This is a genomic window from Glaciecola siphonariae, from assembly GCF_042652645.1.
In the GTDB taxonomy this organism is placed as follows: domain Bacteria; phylum Pseudomonadota; class Gammaproteobacteria; order Enterobacterales; family Alteromonadaceae; genus Glaciecola; species Glaciecola siphonariae.
Genome location: NZ_JBHSGU010000005.1, coordinates 83,202 through 102,012 on the forward strand (window position 1 = coordinate 83,202; position 18,811 = coordinate 102,012).

Sequence of the window (18,811 nt, forward strand, 5' to 3'; positions counted from 1 at the left end):
TTTTAGCCACATTATCAGCCTTTGATTTTTGCCGCCACGAACAAATATTTGAAAGAAAACTTGAAATATCGGGTCATGTCAGCATAGTTATAGACAGCGCAACACAATAATGCAAAAAAGCGATGCAGGCTGGCGATGCGTTTAAACAATGCGCAGCAGCGAAGCACGCTATACCTTAAGCGAATGTATCACTTCACTTATTCATTACTAACATTGGACACTCATGACATCTTCAGACACTCATTTTGATTACATATGTATAGGCGGCGGCAGCGGCGGCATAGCCTCGGCCAATAGAGCCTCTCGCTACGGTAAAAAAGTGGCCATAGTAGAAGCAAAAGCCATTGGGGGCACCTGCGTAAATGTAGGCTGCGTGCCTAAAAAAGCAATGTGGTTTGGCGCACAAGTCGCAGAAGCCATTCATAAATATGCACCCGACTACGGCTTTGACGTAAAGGTAAATCAGTTTAGCTGGCAAAAACTCGTTGAAAGTCGCGATGCCTATATTGACCGCATTCACCAGTCGTACGACCGCGTGCTGGGCAATAATAAGGTGACGCTCATAAACGGTTTTGCCACGTTTATCGACAATCACACCATAGACGTAGACGGCACGACCTATACCGCCGACCATATCACCATTGCCGTAGGCGGTCGTCCAATTAAGCCGCCGGTTCCTGGTGCTGAGCTTGGTATCGATTCAGGCGGATTTTTTGACCTAGCCGAGCAGCCCAAGCGCGTGGTAGTGGTAGGTGCAGGCTATATTGCTGTTGAGCTAGCCGGTGTATTGCATTCTCTAGGCACAGAAACTCATTTGCTCGTGCGCCGCGATAAACCCCTTAGACATTTTGACGACATGCTCTCAGACACCTTGGTTGAGATTATGGAAGAAGACGGCCCTACTCTACATAAGCATACCGAAGTTGAAGCGGTTGAAAAGCAAAGCGACGGTAGCTTACTCGTTAAACTCAACGGCGGACGCACCCTTGAAGCCGACACCCTTATTTGGGCAATTGGGCGCGAACCCTCTACCGACAAGCTTAAGCTCGAAAACACTGATGTGAAGGTTGACCAGCGCGGTTACGTTATAGTGGACGAATACCAAAATTCGAGCGCAAAAAATGTGTACGCCGTGGGCGACAACATTGGCAATGTTGAACTAACCCCCGTGGCGGTTAAAGCGGGGCGGCTATTGTCGGAGCGTTTGTTTAACGGTAAGACCGACGCAAAAATGGACTATACCAACGTGCCCACCGTGGTATTTAGCCATCCGGCCATTGGCACCATGGGACTGAGCGAAAAAGAAGCGCGCGAAGCTTTTGGCGATAGCGTGAAAGTGTATAACTCGAGCTTTGCAGCGATGTACACCGCGGTAACATCGCATCGCCAAGCAACCAAAATGAAGTTGGTGTGCGCGGGTGACGACGAAAAGGTCGTAGGCATTCATGGTATCGGTTTTGGCATGGACGAAATTTTACAAGGCTTTGGTGTAGCGATGAAAATGGGCGCGACCAAAGCCGATTTTGACAATTGCGTTGCCATTCACCCCACATCAGGCGAAGAATTTGTCACTATGGACATTTAAGTCTGGAAAATGCACCCTAGACATTTGTATACTCTGGAAAACCATTATATATTGATCGTATTCAAATTCTCTTGAGTGATTTATTTTGGTTTTCTCTATCGTGTCTAAAGACTTTGATGTACTTGTAGAAAATAAACATGTTGGTCACTCGAAGAGTAAGCTCACCTTCAAGGGATTCCCCACCTTCTACAATAAAGCAGGACAATATATTAGACCAATTAACCTATGGCTAAACTACCTGCAAAATGAAAGGTGTAGAAAAGACATTTCCCCAGCCGTTAGGGCTATTAAAAGATATTGGGATTATCTTGAAAAGTATGAACTTAAGTGGGATAAATTCTATGCTACTAAGTCACTAAATCCTACATTTAGATATAGAAACGATGACCTATTACTTGCTGTTAAAAATGGGACGCTAAATGCAAGTACGGCCTCTTTATATATTCAACTAGTTATTAATTTTTATGAGTGGGCTGCACAACAAAAGCTTGTCAAGTTTTCACATTCTTCTAAACCATTCGATTATCAAATTGTACAAATTCCAAACCGTCAAATGATGCGTCACGTTAAAAGCAGCTTTAGTGTTAAGTCGACAGATTTAAGAATAAAAGTACCTCGTAGGACTATGCAACAGAGTATTAATCCTTTAAGTCAGGACGAAATAAAAATTTATTTTTGTAATTTACAAGAAGTAAATCCTGAGTTTAGACTACATCAATTGCTTCAGCTCAACGTCGGTTTAAGAATAAAAGAAGCCTGCACTTTCCCTCTTTCGACAGTAATTGCGCCGCCATATTCAAGCGCTCGATTCGATATATCAATAGGCCCATTCAATGGTGTTGCAACAAAGTTTGGTACGACGAGAACTGTTGAGATATCAGCCTCACTTATGAAAGAATTATATGATTATTCAGTTAGCGAGCGCCGATATAAAAAGTCCTTAAAGGCGGAAGATGATGATCGTAGTCGTTTGCTATTAAACCGAGAAGGAAAAGTGTTTTCGGTGAACACCATTCATAAACATTTTTACCGTGTAAAAAAGCAAATAGAACAAAAGAATAAATGTAACTTCTCGCACAAACCACATGATCTGCGTGCAACTTATGCAACATATAGACTAGCATCTTTGCTTGACTATTTATCTGAGAGTGACGCGTTATTATTAATTATGGGATGGATGGGTCACAAGAATGAATCAACAGTTTGGAAGTACATTCGATTTTTACGCCGCAATGAAATAAACCAGGAAGCTACATGTTTGTTAGACAAGTTTCTAGATGAGGCGCTAAATTGGAAACTGTAAACGATAGTGAGTTAATTTTAAAATTAAACAACGGTGTAAGCCAATTTAGGACTATTGATTTTGCGAGACTTAGATATAGAGGAGTGCCAGGAAAAAAACGATGTGACCTTAAGACCGCTAAACTTCTTAATCGCGATAATACAGTGCGACGCTGGTTTGCCTTTTTTAAAAATACAAATGACTACCGTGATACAACTAAAATTAGTTACTTCAACGAGTTAATTAAGTATGTACGCGTTTGTGATCTTGAACGCATAGATTTTGAGTCTGAAGTTGCGATTGTTGTCTTCGAAAGACATCTCGTCGAGCAAGTAAGACTAGGCAAGATCAATGTAAATTCGGCAAGAAAATCATATGCAGCTACAAAGAATCTTATGACAAGAGTTGTTGAGACCTCTGAAGCGTGGTTTTCTCAATATGCTCTTTTTCGAGCTGATTATAACCCTACAAGGTCCTATTCGGATAAAGAGTTAGCGGCTCTACTACGTGTATTGCACGCCTTATTTAAATGTTTACATCGGGGGATTTTTGACAACAGTCACGTAAACCAACACATTGGTTGTAAGACGATTCAATTTGTATATGAAGGCACCTTAGTCGATATTACAAGTCCTTTAACCAAATATTTTTGTTGTGCGTTTTTTTTGTTCTCATATTTCACCTGCGGAAATAGCACCACAATCCTTAATGTGACAACCAATAAGAAAAATGAAACAGACGATATATTATTTGAACATTCCGTACTCAAAGCTCGTGCCAACAAATATGTCTGCATATCAATTGGGGATAATGGAACATTAGATGTACCAAAATATGCACTTTCTTTTTTCAGAAAGCTATTGCAGGCAAGTTTAAAGTGCTCTGCAGCTCAACATCTTTTTTTCAAAGAAAAAAAAGGTGAAATAAAGCCTTTGGAATATACTGATGTTGCAAATTTTAGTGCATGGTTACAGCAAGCATTTGAATTAAAGACAGATGACAACAAAAAACTCAAACCTCTAAATACTAAGTTTAGAGCTAGCGGAAGTATGCGTTATTTCAATGCCACAGGAAGCGAAATAAAAACAGCATTTTTTCTTGGAAATACACCTCAAGTACTAAAACGCCACTATAGTACAGGCAATAAAAATGAAAATGATTCACAACTAAAATCAGCAGCCCTCACGTTAGAAAATGCAGTCCGATGCTCAGATATAGAGACTGCAAAACACAAAACACGTTCAGACATGGATGTCGAGGTTCTGCCCTATGAAGATTTTTTAGCTAAATACTCCAGTTCGAGTGCTCAGAAGACCCCACTTGGAACCGGATGCAAATCACCTTTTTCTGAACAAGTTGAAAAGTATAGACGAAAAATGAATTCTTTAGGAGACGAGACATTTGCTCAGTCATTATCCTGCGCGGACCTTACAAACTGCTTTTTCTGTAAGAATCAAGTGATTATCGAAACCATTGAAGATATTTGGTGCTTGCTTAGTTATAGAGAAACAATAAAAGAAAGCAGACAGAACCATCTTAGTAACTCTCAATTTGATAAAAATTACTCGGAGCTTTTAGAGCAAATCGATTCAATACTATTTAGTGTGTCCTCGGTTACAAGACGCAATGCAGAAAAAAAACTTTTAAGTTTTGGTCGACACCCTCTTTGGTCAGATGAGCTAAATCAATTTTATTAAGGGCTGACAATAATGATTCCTTTATTGGATTTACCAGATGAAGTTACTCGTGCAAACTACAATGATAATCAAACAGTGTTTTCCGCATATGAAAGCGAAAACTGGACAATTATTGATAGCATTCCCGTAAGCAAAAACTCAAAAGGTGGAATCGAAAGTACGTTTAAAGATGACCTATGGGACTTTACTGCTTATGTCGATGGCAAAATTTCATATAAAAACAAACTAATATTTTCTGATTTATCATGTGAAAAACTCAAGCGTGAGTGCAAGCTCGTTTGCTATTGTTGGTTATATGCAGCTGGAAATGCTAGAAAAAATGTCAATATAAAGCCATCAACGGTTTTTGCTAGGCATTCAAAGCTTATGTTCACATATAAGTATTTAGATAAAGCAAAACTAAAAACAATTGACAGTCTTTCAAACAATCTAAGATTTAATCTCTATTGCCAACATATCAAAAAGAGTCAATTGAGTACTGGTTCTATAACCTTAATATTAAATGCGATTAATCACATCGAGCGACTCTCTAAGATAGCGCCAATCCAATTCAGAAACCCATACAAAGGAACGAACCAAGATCTTATTAAAACGCTTGTTGTAGAAACAGACTCAGGAAAAAGCGAACAGTTTTTTGCAATCCCCACAAGACTAATGGAAAAGTGTTATAGCTACTGTATATCTAAAGTTGAGCAGTCATTTGAATATCGTGAAGATATACATGACGCAATGATTGAAATGAGAGAAAACTACATGCAAGGTAAACGTATTGTAGACAAAAAGATAGATACTGGGATTTGGAATTGGATTACAAAAGACTCTGATCAATATAAAAGTGAAGTTTCAAAACACAAGCCAAATTCTTACGATAGTATTTTATCATCATATTTTGACGGGCACCCTTTAGATAAAGAAATACCAAGAGATGCGCCGGGTTTCTATGGCTGGATAAGTGAGTTACAAACATGCTGCTTTATTCTGTGCGCTGCTTTCACAGGAATGAGGAGAAGCGAAGTCTATAGTTTGCACTCCAACAGCTACAAAAGTCATGAGTTGTTCGGTAAAAAATATCACACCCTAGAATCGACTTATTTTAAAATGACTCAAAGTCTTGGGGTTACTGCAGAATGGATAACAATTCCTTTTACAGAGAAAGTCATAGGTCTCGCAGAAGCAATATCAAGAAATATGCGGCATCAATTAATGTTAAGCGATAATCCATTGGATGTACACAAATCGAGCTGTTTATGGTTGGGCCAAAGCAATAAAAGATATTTACCAAAAGTCAGAAGAGAAGGGAATATGCGAAACAACTTTGACAAAATTGCTAAAAAGTCTGGCATGACTATGACTAAGGAAGATATCACTGAATTTAAATTAATCAACCCTAACTGCAGTGAACTTACCGCGCAAAAAAAATTAATAGTTGGAAACCTTTGGTCAATTACAGCGCATCAGTTCCGAAGAACTTTTGCGGTGTTTGCTAAGCGACATAATTTATGTTCAAGCATTGCCATAAAGCAACAGTTTAAGCATTTAGATCTCCCTACATCTGAGTGGTATGGAGAAGGCGGTTTAGCTGCTCGCCTAGGAGCCTTACACGAAGATAAAGAGCTAGGCGCCTTGTTAAGTAATGTTGTCATTGAAAACAAAACACAAAAAATTCATTCTTGGTATAATTCTGAAATAACCTTGTTTGGTAAGATGGGGCAATCTTTAGTAAGAGAAAGAGCATCATTACCCCAAATTTATAAAGATTGGGATGTAATATATGAACATGTTAAAGATGGCCGGTTAGACGTCGTTGGAACTCTGCATGCTTATTGTATGGCTGGATATGAATGCAAAATGAGTAACATGACTTCTCCCGCAAACTGCCAAGGGTGCGAAAATCAAATTGTAGACGAAGAAAACGCATTTGTATGGGGTAAGAGACGTGGTTGGTGTATTAAAATGCTCGAAGAACTTGACGAGAACAAAACATTAACACAATCCATTTATAGTCATTTGATAACTCAAGTTCGAGCAGCTGAAAAAATCATGACCTTTTTCAAAATCGAACATAAACCTTTTTTGTTTAAAGGAAATTTTCATGAATAAATCAGAAACAACATTGAGCGTTTTACAGGAAGCATTACAACGCTTGATAAGTGGACAACCTCAACGGGTATCAAAAACTCGCAGAATATCAGTGCGAGCAGTGGAGGAAGAAGCCGGGATGGGAGATGGTTCTGCATACTATTACTCAGGCTTTATTAAAAAAATAAAAAATATTCAGGTAAAGACGAAAAGCGTAAAGCCAAATTCATCGCTTGATCAAACACTCAGCAGCGTACGAAATAAATTAAAGAAGGAAATACAAATTAAGGAACGGTATAAACTGCAATTGGAAGAAGCAAGACTTAACCTGTCAATGTTGGCGACACAACATAATGAATTTATGCTTGAGATTCTACAACTAAAAGAGCGAATTAATGAACTCCTATCAGATAACACTACAGACATAAATTCAAAATCACCTTCATAAAAGTTTTACTTTTTTATGCTATTTAAACAACTAGCTACATTAGACTCCAATATCGGCTGAACTACTGTTTAGGTCACTAAATTATGATGTCATTCCGTAAGTGACTGAATTAAAGCGCTAATTATTGGCTTTTCGAACAACATTCTTAAGCGGTAAAAGTGTCGCAATGAACATATTTGTCTCAAAACAGGTTTATTAAATTTTTATCGATTAATAGTAAATCTACTAGGAACTCCTTAGTTAAGAGAGAGCAACAACCATATACGCAAGTATCAAAAAAAGTGTCTCTGAATTCAGCACAAGTAAGTTCGACTAAATTTTATTGTGAGTGAACGACAAGTATCGGATTAAGCACATGAATCAACTACATTTTGTTTAATTGTTTTTAGTTAACCGTTCGATGAATGTTTTTAGCTCAAAGATACTAAAACTACCTATATCGCCTTTGGTAAGGTTCCGAGCTTGAGACGGTGTAACGCCCAATACTTTTACGGTATTCTTTATAGGCTTATTAAAATCTAATAGATCGTGTATTTCAATCATTGCATCAGAAAGCTCTTTATCGATGACAGCTTGTTTTGATGACGTTGACGTAACATCAAAAATGTTTCCATAGTCAAATTCATAGAAGTAGTACCTTTGTAAGGTATTGAGTTTAATTCAACTCAATTAGTTTGAATAGTATGGCCGTTTAAATCACAAATAAATGTGTAGAATGGGACAGTGGTTATATCACTGGAAGTGGATATGTAATGCTGCTCAATGAATTAAAACATCGAATGTCTAATGTAAATATAGAGTGTACCGACGATATATTGACTTTGATGCGCGATATTGACAAGTCCATTTGTGCTTGAGCTTCTATCAATATGGCTGCTGCGCGTGCCGAGTATGTGATTTTATAGATTCCCCCTCTTCGCACAATAACAGCACCTGCAACGGATAGTTCTATACTCGAAAAATCTCTGCAGCGACTGATTCAGTCATGGATTTGTCCTCCTGATGGTTATAAGAATGTCGTGCAATTTATAATCTATGTGAGTTTTAACGGCTATTTGCATTCTAGGGCTGGAAATTGAAAAAATAATTGAACAGTCAAAAGTATCAGTTGGTTGGAAGCTTATATTTGGGTATTTAAGAAGTGGTGCTTTTGAGCCAAACCGGAATCTCAAGATATTGTAATTTTGATCGATTATTTATTAATTTGTGTGTTCGTTCAGTGCCAAATGCGGCTATTTCTCTCTCAGAGAAAGCTTGCTTTACTGCTGGAGCGGTCAGTCAGACGTGATTTATAAAAGAGCTGTCGCATCGAAAAATACGAAATAGGTAAATAGAATTTAGTTTTTTGAATTAAGCAGGACAATTTAAATCATCTTTTCCATAAATATTTCAAACCATAATACTCATTGAAAGTGCTCTAAATTTGCTGACGTTATCACAGACGTCATAGTTGGACTTTTTAAAGTTACGACCCCAAATAGGCGATCGCAATAGTCAGCTATCACCCTAAAAAATGTAGGGTACGAAAGTCCTTAGTATTTAAGCGTCAACACTAAAATCGCAAAAGCTTTGGTATGTATCGGTTGGTCTTGGACTGATATTTTAGAAAATCATCGCCATGCACGTTCTTCAAATAAGGCTCTTCAATTTTTCGAACAATCACTTCAATGCAAATCCAACATACAAAAGCACATGCCCAAAGCAGTATATGAGGGAACGTTATACATACTCCAATCCAAAGTAGGAAAATACCGAAGTAAATGGGGTTGCGAGACGTTGCGTAAATCCCGTGAGTAATCAGTGAAGTCCTTTCTTTCTGGTCAACCCCAATACGCCATGAATCTCCCATTTGAATTTGAGACAACAAGGTTACAGCAATTCCGCAAGCGCCAATCAAGGAGCCGAGAAGTTGAAATGGAGTTGAAGGAACAAATATGAGGGGCACGCGTCCTAAGTAACCAAAAAGAATTAGACCAAATCCTAGGCAAAATGTAACCACGAATATAGCCCCTGGCAAAATTTCTATTAACGGTGCGTTTCTAGATGCTGCTCTGATACCAAAATCACCATTTCTCTTATATTGTACAAAGCTCCTACCGAGGACGGCTAGCAATAAAAAACTACTAATTAAAATAAGCGAAACCATATCAATCCTTATCGTATATGTCGTTAAGAATATGATTGTAAAGTCTATACTTAATATAGAGTCAATAGGTACCTAAAAATCGTTCTGGTAAAAATTGGGCATTAATGAATAAATGCCCAAGAACACTACTGTTCCCCTTTACTATGCACGAGTCGATAGAGTACAGGCAGCACTACCAGTGTAAGCAAGGTTGACGATATTATCCCCCCGATTACCACTGTTGCCAAAGGCCGTTGTACCTCGGCGCCAGTACCCACGTTGAGCGCCATGGGCACGAACCCAAGGCTTGCTACCAATGCGGTCATTAAAACAGGACGCAATCTCGTAATGGCCCCTTCAACAATAGATGTGATGAGCTCCCCTGTTTCTTTGAACTGTTGCTTTATAAACGACAACATCACAAGACCATTTAGTACCGCAATACCAGAGAGCGCAATAAACCCCACGCCTGCGGATATCGACAATGGCATGTCCCTCAGCCACAGTGAGAACACGCCGCCCGTCAATGCAAGCGGAACACCGGTGAATATAATAAATGCATCTCGCAGCGAGTCAAACACCACCACTAAGAGCACCAAGATGACGAACAAGGTAGCAGGTACCACCAGAGATAAACGCTGACTCGCGCTTTCTAACTGTTCAAAGGTGCCACCATAGTCGAGCCAGTAGCCTGCTGGCAAATCCACTTGTTCAGCTATTTGGGTTTTAGCTTCATCAACAAAGCTGCCCAAATCGCGGTTTCTCACATTGGCGGTGACGACCACTCGTCGCTTACCATTTTCTCGGCTAATTTGATTCGGGACGCTTGAATAGCCTAATTCAGCTACCTCCGACAAAGGCACAAAACCGCCATCGGGTATCGCGATAGGAATATTCCCAATTGCCTCTAAATTACTTCGCGTTTGTTCATCAAAGCGCACCAGTAATTCAAAACGACGGTCACCCTCAAATATCAGCCCTGCACTATTGCCTCCCACTGCTGATGCTAACCACGCTTGCAAGTCAGTGACATCCAATCCATATCGCCCTAGAGCAATAGATTTAGGGTTAAAGGTAAATAATGGAATGTCGTCGACTTGTTCAAGCCGTGCATCTGCTACGCCATCTATGGATTGTAATACGCTGAGAATGTCGTTAGCCGAGGCGACCAAAGTATCTAAATCGTCACCAAATACTTTAATACCTAAATCTGAGCGAACACCGCTTATCAATTCGTTAAAACGCATCTGAATAGGTTGAGTGAACTCATAGTTATTTCCTGCCACCTCCTGTAAGTCTTGCTCTAACATTTCAACAAACTCAGCTTTAGAGAGACTGGGGTTAGGCCATTCATCACGTGGATGTAACATCACAAAGGTGTCGGTCACATTAGGCGGCATAGCATCGGTCGCTACCTCCGCTGTGCCGGTTTTGGCAAACACGGTTTTCACTTGCGGATAGCTCATGATTTTATCTTCAAGTGTTTTTTGCATCGACACGGCTTGTTCAATCCCCGTGCCGGGGATGCGCATAGCATGAAGTGCAATATCACCTTCATCAAGCTGCGGAATAAACTCCGTACCCAGTCTCGTTGCCATTACAATGCTGACCACGACAAGTGATGCAGCGCCCGCCAAGACAAACCATCTGAATTTAAGTGCGCCGCGCAAGATAGGTCGATACACCGACTTGCCCGCCACTATGATGGGGCTTTCTTTTTCACTGACTTTGCCTGTCATGAACATGGCAACCGCCGCAGGCACAATAGTGATTGAGAACACCATCGCTGCTAGCAGTGCCATAATCACAGTCGCGGCCATGGGATGGAACATCTTGCCTTCTACGCCTGTTAATGAAAATAGCGGAATGTACACGACCGTGATGATGAGCACACCAAACAAACTAGGCCATATCACCTCATTCGTGGCTTGAAAAACCAACTCTAGGCGCTCTTTTAATGGCAATACGCCACCTGAGCGCTTTTGGGCTTCGGATAATCGCCTAATGCAGTTTTCTACAATAATCACAGCGCCATCGACAATCAGGCCAAAATCCAGTGCGCCTAGGCTCATCAAGTTAGCCGATACACCATAATTGACCATACCCGTGATGGTCGCAAGCATCGCAAGTGGAATTACGGCAGCGGTAATTAGCGCCGCACGAATATTACCCAGCAATACAAAGAGCACCACAATGACCAGTAATGCACCTTCTACGAGGTTTTTTTGCACTGTATCAATCGCTTTATCGACAAGCTTTGTTCGGTCATAGACAGGGTCAATCACAATCCCACTGGGCAGACTTGCTTGTATGTCACCTACCTTGTCAGCGACTGCTTGTGCCACAGCGCGGGAATTACCGCCCACAATCATCATCGCTGTACCAAGCACGGTTTCTACCCCTTCTTGCGTAGCTGCGCCGGTTCTAAGCTCTTTGCCAATCGCCACGCTGCCAATGTCTTTCACCGTGACAGGAATAGAATTAACGCGTTTGACCACAACGTTTTCAATATCGCTAATGGTTTGTAACTGCCCTTGCGAACGGATCAGTATTTGCTGCCCATTACGCTCAATAAAGCCTGCCCCTTGATTGGCATTATTGCGAGCTAAAGCTTCATGAACATCAGCAAGACTTACCCCAAAGTTGAGCATTTTGAGTGGCTCAGGATTGACGTGATATTGTTTTACATAGCCCCCGATAGCATTGACCTCAGTAACGCCTTTTACTAATGAGAGCTGCGGTTTTACAATCCAGTCATGGATTTCTCGCAGAGCCATAGCATCATAGGCCTCGCCATTTTCTTGCCGGGCGTTTTGGTCGGCGCGAAGCGTATACATGAATATCTCACCGAGGCCAGTGGCAATCGGTCCCATTTCTGGCTCTAAACCTTGCGGCAGTTGGCTTTTTATCGCACCTAATTTGGTATTGATAAGATTACGCGCAAAGTAAAGGTCGGTGCCTTCATCAAACACCACCGTGACTTGCGATAAACCATAGCGCGACAACGAACGGGTGTAAGATAGATTAGGTAAGCCTGCTAGCGCAGTTTCCACCACAAAGGTAATTCGCTGCTCGGTCTCAAGCGGTGAATAGCCTGTTGCTTGAGTATTGATTTGCACTTGTACATTGGTGATATCAGGCACTGCGTCAATGGGTAGCTTGTTATAACTGAAAAAGCCCAAACCCATCACCAAAAAGGTCAGCATCAGCACCAAGCCTTTGCGCTCTATGGAGGTCCTTAATATGGATTCAATCATACAAGTACTCCTCTATCGCAATTGCCATCACTATAAACAAGGTAAGCGCTTATGCGTTGGATCAGAAAGTTCAGATGATTAATGATCATGTCCGGCCTCCGATTTTTCCAAGTCGGCTTTAAACAGAAAACTGTTGTTCACAACCACTACATCCGATACTGCAATACCGCTTAGCACTTCAATGTTATCAGCGTCTTGTTTCCCTAGACTGACAGGCTTAGGGTGGTATTCATCCCCCTTTTTAACAAAGACCACATTGTTACCCTCGTATTCTTGTATCGCTGTTTTAGGCACAAGCATAGAAACATCAAGCGTATCAATCGTGATATTACCTAACACAGCAGCACCAACCGGCCAATGTCCGGAGGTATTGTCAATGTTGGCGTAAGCAAGCACATAAGGTTGCTCATCAGGTGAGGGCAAAATATGACTGATAACGGTATCAAACGTTGAATCGGCCAGTGTGAGTTGCACAGCCTGTTGCTCTGCGACTGAACGGAGTTGATTAGGAAACACTTTAAGCTGCGCCCACACGCTGTCGTAATTCGCTAATGAGAAGAGCACTTGTCCATTAGACAATTCACCTTCGTTTGCATGTCTGGCAATGACAGTGCCCGCAAAGGGGGCGGTAAGCGAATAGCTTTTCAGGCTTTCATTGGATTCAACGACTGCCAGTGCAGCGCCTTTTTTGACTTTGTCGCCTAAATTGGCATTAACGCGTGTGACCACGCCATCAAATCTGGCGCGAATATGACTGAGCGAGGCAGGATCGGTAACAACATTACCATACACTGTCTTGGTAATGTTAAGGGTGCCTGCACTTACCGCTTGCGTCGTTACACCCACTTGTGCTGCCATTTCTTGGGTCATGGTTACAAACTCATTGCGATGCTCATCTTTTTTCTCATCGTCATGGTCGCCCTCGCCACTGATAGCAGCAAAAGAAATGAGTAATGCGCTTGCCAATAAGGCAACTCTGCATGAGGATAAAATAGTGATGGTTAGTGTTGAACGTTTCATTTTGACACTCGCTGAAAATTAGGGACTGATGATGTGGGTAAAGCAGACTGCGCCGATGTTGCCGAAGTGCTAGATAACAGCGTTGCCGTTAACGATTCAATATCAGCGGCTCGCTGATGGGCTTGTCTTGCTGAGTGAATAAGGGCTTGTTTTGCATCAAGCAGTTCTTGACGTGTACTCACCCACTCAAGGTAGCTAAAGCGACCATCAAGGTAAGCCTGCTCCACCAGTGTCAAGGCTTGCTCAAGTGGAGGGATAATTGCATCTTGCAATGTTTGTACATTAAGCAATGCATTATTCCTTGCCAAGAGTGCCGTATTGAGTTGGTGAAAAAGCGCTAAGGCAGCGCCTTGTCGTTGTTGCTCTATTTGATCAAGCACGGCTTTTTGTTGCTCGTACTCACCCAAGTTTCGCTCGCTAGCGAACAAGGGCATGCTGACCCCTGCCACAAAGGCGGTTTCATCAATACCGTTCATACGCCGAATGCCCGCTGTCCAACTCAAATCAGCTTGATTAGCCGATTGAGCTAGCCTGACTTGCGCCTCTTGGAGTCGATATTCCTGTGCAAACACATCAATGTTTGGACTATTGGCGACTTGCTCAAATAAAACCGAAAGAGATGGCGATGTTGACAATGCAAACAAATTGCCTTCCACTTTAGTAAAGCGTGGTGCTTGCTCGCCCCACATAATGGCGAGGCTTTTCATCATCGCCGCATGGGTTTGTTTAGCCGTGAGTACTTCAAGCCTTGCACGCGCCAGTGCTGCATCGGCGCGTTGTTGTTCAAATGCGGGAGATGCGCCTGCTTCAACACGTTTTGCAACCGATTGATAAGTGTATATCGCTAATGCTTGTGCTTCTTCATAAGCTTCAATTAAGGCTTGCTGCGCCAATACATCCACATAGCGGCGGGTGACCTCAGCGAGAATATCCAAGGTTCGGATTTGCTTTTGTGCCTCAATCACTTGTGACTTGGCGCTAGTAAAGTCACTTCGCGCTTGTAGTTTATCTCCAAACTCAATCACCGATGATAAGCTTAAGGTAAGCTCGGTATCTTTTATGCCAGAGACCTCACCAGTACCCAAAAAGTTTTCAAGCTCAATGCCAGCGTTTAATTCAGGTTTGAGTGCTGCTGTTTTTAACTCGCCTTCGAGCGCTTGCTGCTTAAAGGCAAATTCATGCAAATAAGGTGCATTTGCCAAAGTGCGCTTGATGGCACTTTCTAAGGTTATTGACTTTGTTTCGCTGTTACTTTGCAGCTGCGCATGGGCAGGCAAATAGGCAAAAACAGCTATGCTATACACGCTCAAGGCGCAGGTGCGCACCGAGCGTTTCAATGATAAAAATGTCATTGTTTACATCCTACTATTTCAAAAAATATTTCCCGCTACCGAGATAGCGAACCAAGATTTGATATAACTAGGAGGTGTATTTGGGCGGCCTAAGTAAGCGCGAGATTGGGGCGTCAATGACTTTTGACAGATAGAAAAAGGCGTGACCTTCGTTGACTAAAAATGGTTTGAGACTTGATGAATCCCCCACCCATTGGGTATGAGAGCCATGGCAATGACCGCAGTGATGGCAATCTGCTGGATTGTGGATATTATCTACTGATGAAGATGAATCTTGTGACGGCGAGTTGATAACAGCTTCAAGAAGTGATCTTGCGTTGTGCCCATCGTGCTCATCATGATTGTGCACTTCAGACAAATGCGTAACATCAAGCGTATGAAAGTCCAATAGACTGGCGACAGCCGTGAACGACTGACATAAAATCAGCATGATCACTAAATAACTCGTCGCTTTTGTTTTAAACATCTATTACTGTTCTTCCATAGTTTGGCGTGTGAAGCATAGCATAATGCACAGGATTTATCTGTTAACGAAAATCGCTAAAGCGCATCTGCCTCATCTCTGCACGCCTCATCAGCAAATTCAAATTCGATGGTCGTATGCACAAAATCATAGTTAGCAAGAGACGCCCTAAGCGCCTCTTTTAACTCGCTCATGGTTTGCAATGAAATATTCTGCGTTAACTGTATATGTGCAGTCATCACATTGTGCTCACCGTCGAGTGACCAAATGTGGAAATGATGCACACTGTCCACGTTATCACTTTCTAATAGAATATTGCGCACCTCTTCCAATTGCTTCTTATCGGGTGTGGCTTGCAAAAACAACAGTACGGTCTCTTTTAGATTACGGCCTACATTAAATAAGATAAAGAGTGTAAAACCAATCGATAATATCGGATCGAGTATCGCCCACGGCTTAAACATCAACACAATAGAGACGATGAGCACGGCTACCCAACCCAATACATCTTCTAACAAATGCCAGTTAAGCACTTTTTCGTTAAGCGTACTGCCACCGCTCAGTTTGTACGCCGCGAAACCGTTGACGGCAATACCAAAAATAGATAGCAGCAACATACCTTCAGCTTGTGGCATTTCAGGGTTAGATAAACGCGGAATGGCTTCAAACAAAATCCATACCGAGCCGGTAATTAATACCAAACCATTGATTAATGCACCTAACAAGGAAAAGCGCTTATAACCATATGAAAAAGTCTTGTTAGCCTCTTTATCACTCAGTTTGTTTAAGCCCCATGCCGTGCCGATTGACAAGCTATCGCCTAAGTCATGCACCGCATCGGCCATAATGGCCGTGCTATTGGTGAGCCAACCACCAATAAACTCGATAATGGTAAAGACCACATTAAGAAAAAACGCCCAACCGATGCGTTTGGATGCTTCACCCCCGTGTGAATGATTGTGGTGATGACTATGATTGTGACTGTGCATGCTTGATCTTATCTAATATTATTTGGTTACTTTGGCTGATAGGTAGCGGTTTAAATGGGCTAATGTTAGCACCGCCTGTATTGCCATTTGGAATAAAACCTACGGCAGTTTTTGTAAATGCGCCGATAAGCCTTAAGACTTGACCTAAGCATTCTTTTACGTCGCCATGTTTGAGTCCGTGTTTGAGCATGTAAAAATGCGCCACGCAATGAAGCTTTGTCGAGTGTTGTCCAATCACATGTGCATCTTCTAAATGTCGAAATGCGTCCTTACCTCTACCTTCGGAAAGTGCGTTCGAATATGCGTTAAGCTTTTCTTGTACAAATGGTTTAGCTGCTTGATAAAAAGTCACGACTGGCCTCCTGATAGTGTGTTCGCATTTTGATTTTCATTTAATTCTTTTGTGGCGTCTTTGAGTATCATCCAAGCACCGCGCAGCACAACGATTGAAACAACCATACCAATGATTAGATCTGGCAGGCGACTATCAAGCCATAGCACTAATACACCTGCTGCAATCACGCCCATATTGGCTATCACGTCATTGGCAGAAAATATCCAACTGGCTCGCATGTTTACGTCACCATCTTTGTGCTTACGAATGATCGATAAACACATCACGTTTGCCACCATGGCTACTGCTCCCATTCCCATCATAAGATGGGATACAGGCTCGCTCCCCATGATGAAGCGACGAATGATGTCGATGAGAATAATCACGCCAAGCATTAATTGAAAATACCCACTGACTTTGGCTGCGTTGGCTTTGTGAATAATGGATTTACCCACGGCATAAATCCCAATGGCATATATAACGGCATCTGCAAGCATATCCATTGAGTCAGCGATTAATGCCGTGGAATCAGCCAACAGCCCTACGGCTAGCTCAATGATGAACATGGCAGCATTGATAGCTAATAGCCAATAAAGTACACGTTTTTGTGATTTATCATTAATCGTGACTTCGCATCCACATCCACTCATATTGCCCCCAGCGCTATTATTTAGACACAGTGTAAAGTCTATACATGGTATAGGGTCAAGCCTTCTTAATCATTTCTTTGTAATTTGGTTTTTTTAGCACCTTTCAAGCCAAGCGCAACAAACAACAGCCCGAATAACACGGTGATTGGATGCACTAGCAAGCTATGAAGCATATTGATATCAGAGAAGAAACCGTGCGTGAGTGACACAATTGTAATTCCCAATCCTAGTAACACAAAAAATACTTTCATCATGAATCCTCTTGTTACTGACATAATTAGTTTATGAAAAAGTGCGTTTGCTTTACAAACAGTAAAGTGAAGTATAAAGTCTATACTTAGAATAGAGTCAAGAGTGGATGTGTTATGAAAATTGGTGAGTTGGCGAAACGCTCAGGTTGCAGTATTCAAACAATCAGGTTTTATGAGCGAAAAGGTCTATTATCCAAGCCCAAGCGCACTGAAGCTAATTACAGAAGCTATGATAAAACCTTGTTAGATGAATTGATTTTCATCAAGCAGTGTCGCTCGCTAGACATTTCAATGAAGGAAATTGAAACCCTGATCCATAATAAGAACAATCCAGAGCAGAGCTGTTCAAGTGTGAACAAACTCATAGACGAGCACATTTGCCAAGTGAACGAAAAAATAAAGGAGTTATCCTCCCTGAAATTAACACTTGAGCAAATGGCTCAATCCTGCGATGCCAACAAAACAATCAAAGAGTGCGGTATTTTAAGTGAGCTTACTGGGAGCTGATGTGGGTTTGTGAAAACTGGATACCAGTGACTTCGAAGAACGCCACGCCTAAATTCAGTTTTTGTTCAGTGCTCAAATTAATTTGACTAGATCACTTGCCAAAATATCGGCGGGTAGTATTTATGTAGTTTTTGTAATCTACTCCATGGGTTTTCAATAAGTACGGTTATTCTATTTTTCTTACGAAATAATCAATACAGATACAACATACTAATCCAATTTAAAAATATTCCCAGATAAATGGGATTCCTAGAATACCGATATAAGCCCGTTTTTATAAGGTTTTTTTCTCCATGGTCAACCCCAATGCTCCACGAGCGTCCCATTTGAATTTGCGCAATCAATACAATAATAATACCTTTCGCACTTACTGCTGGAGCGAGGTATCGAAGGTTGTCAGAAAAAACGACGCTCAACACAAAAAGCCCTATCGTTTCAAGCCAAATCAGTCCGATACTTACTGCAAAAGATATAACTAACCCTGAAGTGGAAACAATGTCAGCTAGCGGACTGGAAACTCTTAAAAAACGTAAGCCGTGATCGCGGGTGTAGTGATATTGCATCAGCATGCGTCCAATAACCGCAAACAGAATGAAACAAGTTGAAAGTAATATTGCCATAAGTCTTATCCACTGGTGCTTGCAAAAAAAAGTGCAATATAATTGCTCTAGTAACTAGAGGTTCAAGGGGTCTATTAAAAATGTTTTCAATTGGTGAGCTTTCAAAGCAACTTAATGTAAAAGTACCTACCATTCGATAATATGAAAAAATT

At 41.4% G+C, this 18,811-nt stretch carries 16 protein-coding genes; 6 read left to right on the forward strand and 10 right to left on the reverse strand.

What is annotated here, in order from left to right:
• Positions 1-223: 223 nt before the first annotated feature.
• The 5 genes from gorA to ACFO4O_RS11585 all read left to right on the forward strand — a co-directional run bounded on the left by gorA (position 224) and on the right by ACFO4O_RS11585 (position 7,091).
• Positions 224-1,585 carry a glutathione-disulfide reductase gene (gene gorA / locus ACFO4O_RS11565; RefSeq protein WP_382408665.1) on the forward strand — a complete coding sequence of 454 codons (1,362 nt, stop codon included), beginning with the start codon at positions 224-226 and terminating at the stop codon, positions 1,583-1,585.
• Between the two features lie 100 nt (positions 1,586-1,685).
• The gene (locus ACFO4O_RS11570; RefSeq protein WP_382408667.1) at positions 1,686-2,888 is read left to right on the forward strand and encodes a site-specific integrase; all 1,203 of its coding nucleotides are present in this window, start codon (positions 1,686-1,688) and stop codon (positions 2,886-2,888) included.
• On the forward strand, positions 2,876-4,564 hold the full coding sequence (locus ACFO4O_RS11575; RefSeq protein ID WP_382408669.1) for a hypothetical protein: 1,689 nt from the start codon (positions 2,876-2,878) through the stop codon (positions 4,562-4,564). The genes ACFO4O_RS11570 and ACFO4O_RS11575 overlap by 13 nt, the downstream gene beginning before the upstream one ends.
• A gap of 12 nt (positions 4,565-4,576) precedes the next feature.
• Entirely contained in the window at positions 4,577-6,664 is a 2,088-nt protein-coding gene (locus ACFO4O_RS11580) for an integrase (RefSeq protein ID WP_382408671.1), read from the forward strand.
• Positions 6,657-7,091 carry a hypothetical protein gene (locus ACFO4O_RS11585; protein ID WP_382408673.1) on the forward strand — a complete coding sequence of 145 codons (435 nt, stop codon included), beginning with the start codon at positions 6,657-6,659 and terminating at the stop codon, positions 7,089-7,091. The genes ACFO4O_RS11580 and ACFO4O_RS11585 overlap by 8 nt, the downstream gene beginning before the upstream one ends.
• A 1,552-nt stretch (positions 7,092-8,643) precedes the next feature.
• Here ACFO4O_RS11585 and ACFO4O_RS11590 read toward each other — a convergent pair.
• The 9 genes from ACFO4O_RS11590 to ACFO4O_RS11630 all read right to left on the reverse strand — a co-directional run bounded on the left by ACFO4O_RS11590 (position 8,644) and on the right by ACFO4O_RS11630 (position 17,535).
• The gene (locus tag ACFO4O_RS11590; protein ID WP_382408675.1) at positions 8,644-9,237 is read right to left on the reverse strand and encodes a methyltransferase family protein; all 594 of its coding nucleotides are present in this window, start codon (positions 9,235-9,237) and stop codon (positions 8,644-8,646) included.
• A gap of 125 nt (positions 9,238-9,362) precedes the next feature.
• Positions 9,363-12,473 carry an efflux RND transporter permease subunit gene (locus ACFO4O_RS11595; RefSeq protein ID WP_382408677.1) on the reverse strand — a complete coding sequence of 1,037 codons (3,111 nt, stop codon included), beginning with the start codon at positions 12,471-12,473 and terminating at the stop codon, positions 9,363-9,365.
• Between the two features lie 78 nt (positions 12,474-12,551).
• The gene (locus ACFO4O_RS11600) at positions 12,552-13,493 is read right to left on the reverse strand and encodes an efflux RND transporter periplasmic adaptor subunit (RefSeq protein ID WP_382408679.1); all 942 of its coding nucleotides are present in this window, start codon (positions 13,491-13,493) and stop codon (positions 12,552-12,554) included.
• Complete coding sequence (locus ACFO4O_RS11605) at positions 13,490-14,845, reverse strand: TolC family protein (protein ID WP_382408681.1); 1,356 nt, start codon at positions 14,843-14,845, stop codon at positions 13,490-13,492. The genes ACFO4O_RS11600 and ACFO4O_RS11605 overlap by 4 nt, the downstream gene beginning before the upstream one ends.
• Before the next feature lie 67 nt (positions 14,846-14,912).
• On the reverse strand, positions 14,913-15,311 hold the full coding sequence (locus ACFO4O_RS11610; protein ID WP_382408683.1) for a hypothetical protein: 399 nt from the start codon (positions 15,309-15,311) through the stop codon (positions 14,913-14,915).
• Positions 15,312-15,385: 74 nt separating this feature from the next.
• On the reverse strand, positions 15,386-16,297 hold the full coding sequence (locus tag ACFO4O_RS11615; protein WP_382408685.1) for a cation diffusion facilitator family transporter: 912 nt from the start codon (positions 16,295-16,297) through the stop codon (positions 15,386-15,388).
• Positions 16,278-16,649, reverse strand: coding sequence for a DUF3703 domain-containing protein (locus tag ACFO4O_RS11620; protein ID WP_382408687.1), 372 nt, complete (start codon positions 16,647-16,649; stop codon positions 16,278-16,280). Before ACFO4O_RS11620 ends, ACFO4O_RS11615 begins: the two co-directional genes overlap by 20 nt.
• Positions 16,646-17,281: a cation efflux transmembrane domain-containing protein gene (locus ACFO4O_RS11625; RefSeq protein ID WP_382408689.1), complete on the reverse strand. Its 636-nt coding sequence runs from the start codon at positions 17,279-17,281 to the stop codon at positions 16,646-16,648. The genes ACFO4O_RS11620 and ACFO4O_RS11625 overlap by 4 nt, the downstream gene beginning before the upstream one ends.
• Positions 17,282-17,346: 65 nt before the next feature.
• Entirely contained in the window at positions 17,347-17,535 is a 189-nt protein-coding gene (locus tag ACFO4O_RS11630; protein WP_382408691.1) for a hypothetical protein, read from the reverse strand.
• Positions 17,536-17,646: 111 nt separating this feature from the next.
• On the opposite strand from ACFO4O_RS11630, the gene cadR reads away from it, so the two are divergent.
• Positions 17,647-18,039, forward strand: coding sequence for a Cd(II)/Pb(II)-responsive transcriptional regulator (gene cadR / locus ACFO4O_RS11635; RefSeq protein WP_382408693.1), 393 nt, complete (start codon positions 17,647-17,649; stop codon positions 18,037-18,039).
• A gap of 191 nt (positions 18,040-18,230) precedes the next feature.
• Here the strand turns inward: cadR and ACFO4O_RS11640 are convergent, their stop codons facing one another.
• Positions 18,231-18,659 (reverse strand): methyltransferase family protein, encoded by a 429-nt coding sequence (locus ACFO4O_RS11640; RefSeq protein WP_382408695.1) that lies wholly within the window; start codon positions 18,657-18,659, stop codon positions 18,231-18,233.
• Positions 18,660-18,811: the final 152 nt, after the last annotated feature.

Bases quoted from the DNA above. Each gene is read 5' to 3' on its own strand.
- ACFO4O_RS11600 (WP_382408679.1), bottom strand. From the start codon at position 13,493: ATGAAACGTTCAACACTAACCATCACTATTTTATCCTCATGCAGAGTT.
- ACFO4O_RS11580 (WP_382408671.1), top strand. From the start codon at position 4,577: ATGATTCCTTTATTGGATTTACCAGATGAAGTTACTCGTGCAAACTAC.
- ACFO4O_RS11615 (WP_382408685.1), bottom strand. From the start codon at position 16,297: ATGCACAGTCACAATCATAGTCATCACCACAATCATTCACACGGGGGT.
- ACFO4O_RS11605 (WP_382408681.1), bottom strand. From the start codon at position 14,845: ATGACATTTTTATCATTGAAACGCTCGGTGCGCACCTGCGCCTTGAGC.
- ACFO4O_RS11585 (WP_382408673.1), top strand. From the start codon at position 6,657: ATGAATAAATCAGAAACAACATTGAGCGTTTTACAGGAAGCATTACAA.
- gorA (WP_382408665.1), top strand. From the start codon at position 224: ATGACATCTTCAGACACTCATTTTGATTACATATGTATAGGCGGCGGC.
- ACFO4O_RS11625 (WP_382408689.1), bottom strand. From the start codon at position 17,281: ATGAGTGGATGTGGATGCGAAGTCACGATTAATGATAAATCACAAAAA.
- cadR (WP_382408693.1), top strand. From the start codon at position 17,647: ATGAAAATTGGTGAGTTGGCGAAACGCTCAGGTTGCAGTATTCAAACA.
- ACFO4O_RS11590 (WP_382408675.1), bottom strand. From the start codon at position 9,237: ATGGTTTCGCTTATTTTAATTAGTAGTTTTTTATTGCTAGCCGTCCTC.
- ACFO4O_RS11610 (WP_382408683.1), bottom strand. From the start codon at position 15,311: ATGTTTAAAACAAAAGCGACGAGTTATTTAGTGATCATGCTGATTTTA.
- ACFO4O_RS11640 (WP_382408695.1), bottom strand. From the start codon at position 18,659: ATGGCAATATTACTTTCAACTTGTTTCATTCTGTTTGCGGTTATTGGA.
- ACFO4O_RS11630 (WP_382408691.1), bottom strand. From the start codon at position 17,535: ATGATGAAAGTATTTTTTGTGTTACTAGGATTGGGAATTACAATTGTG.
- ACFO4O_RS11595 (WP_382408677.1), bottom strand. From the start codon at position 12,473: ATGATTGAATCCATATTAAGGACCTCCATAGAGCGCAAAGGCTTGGTG.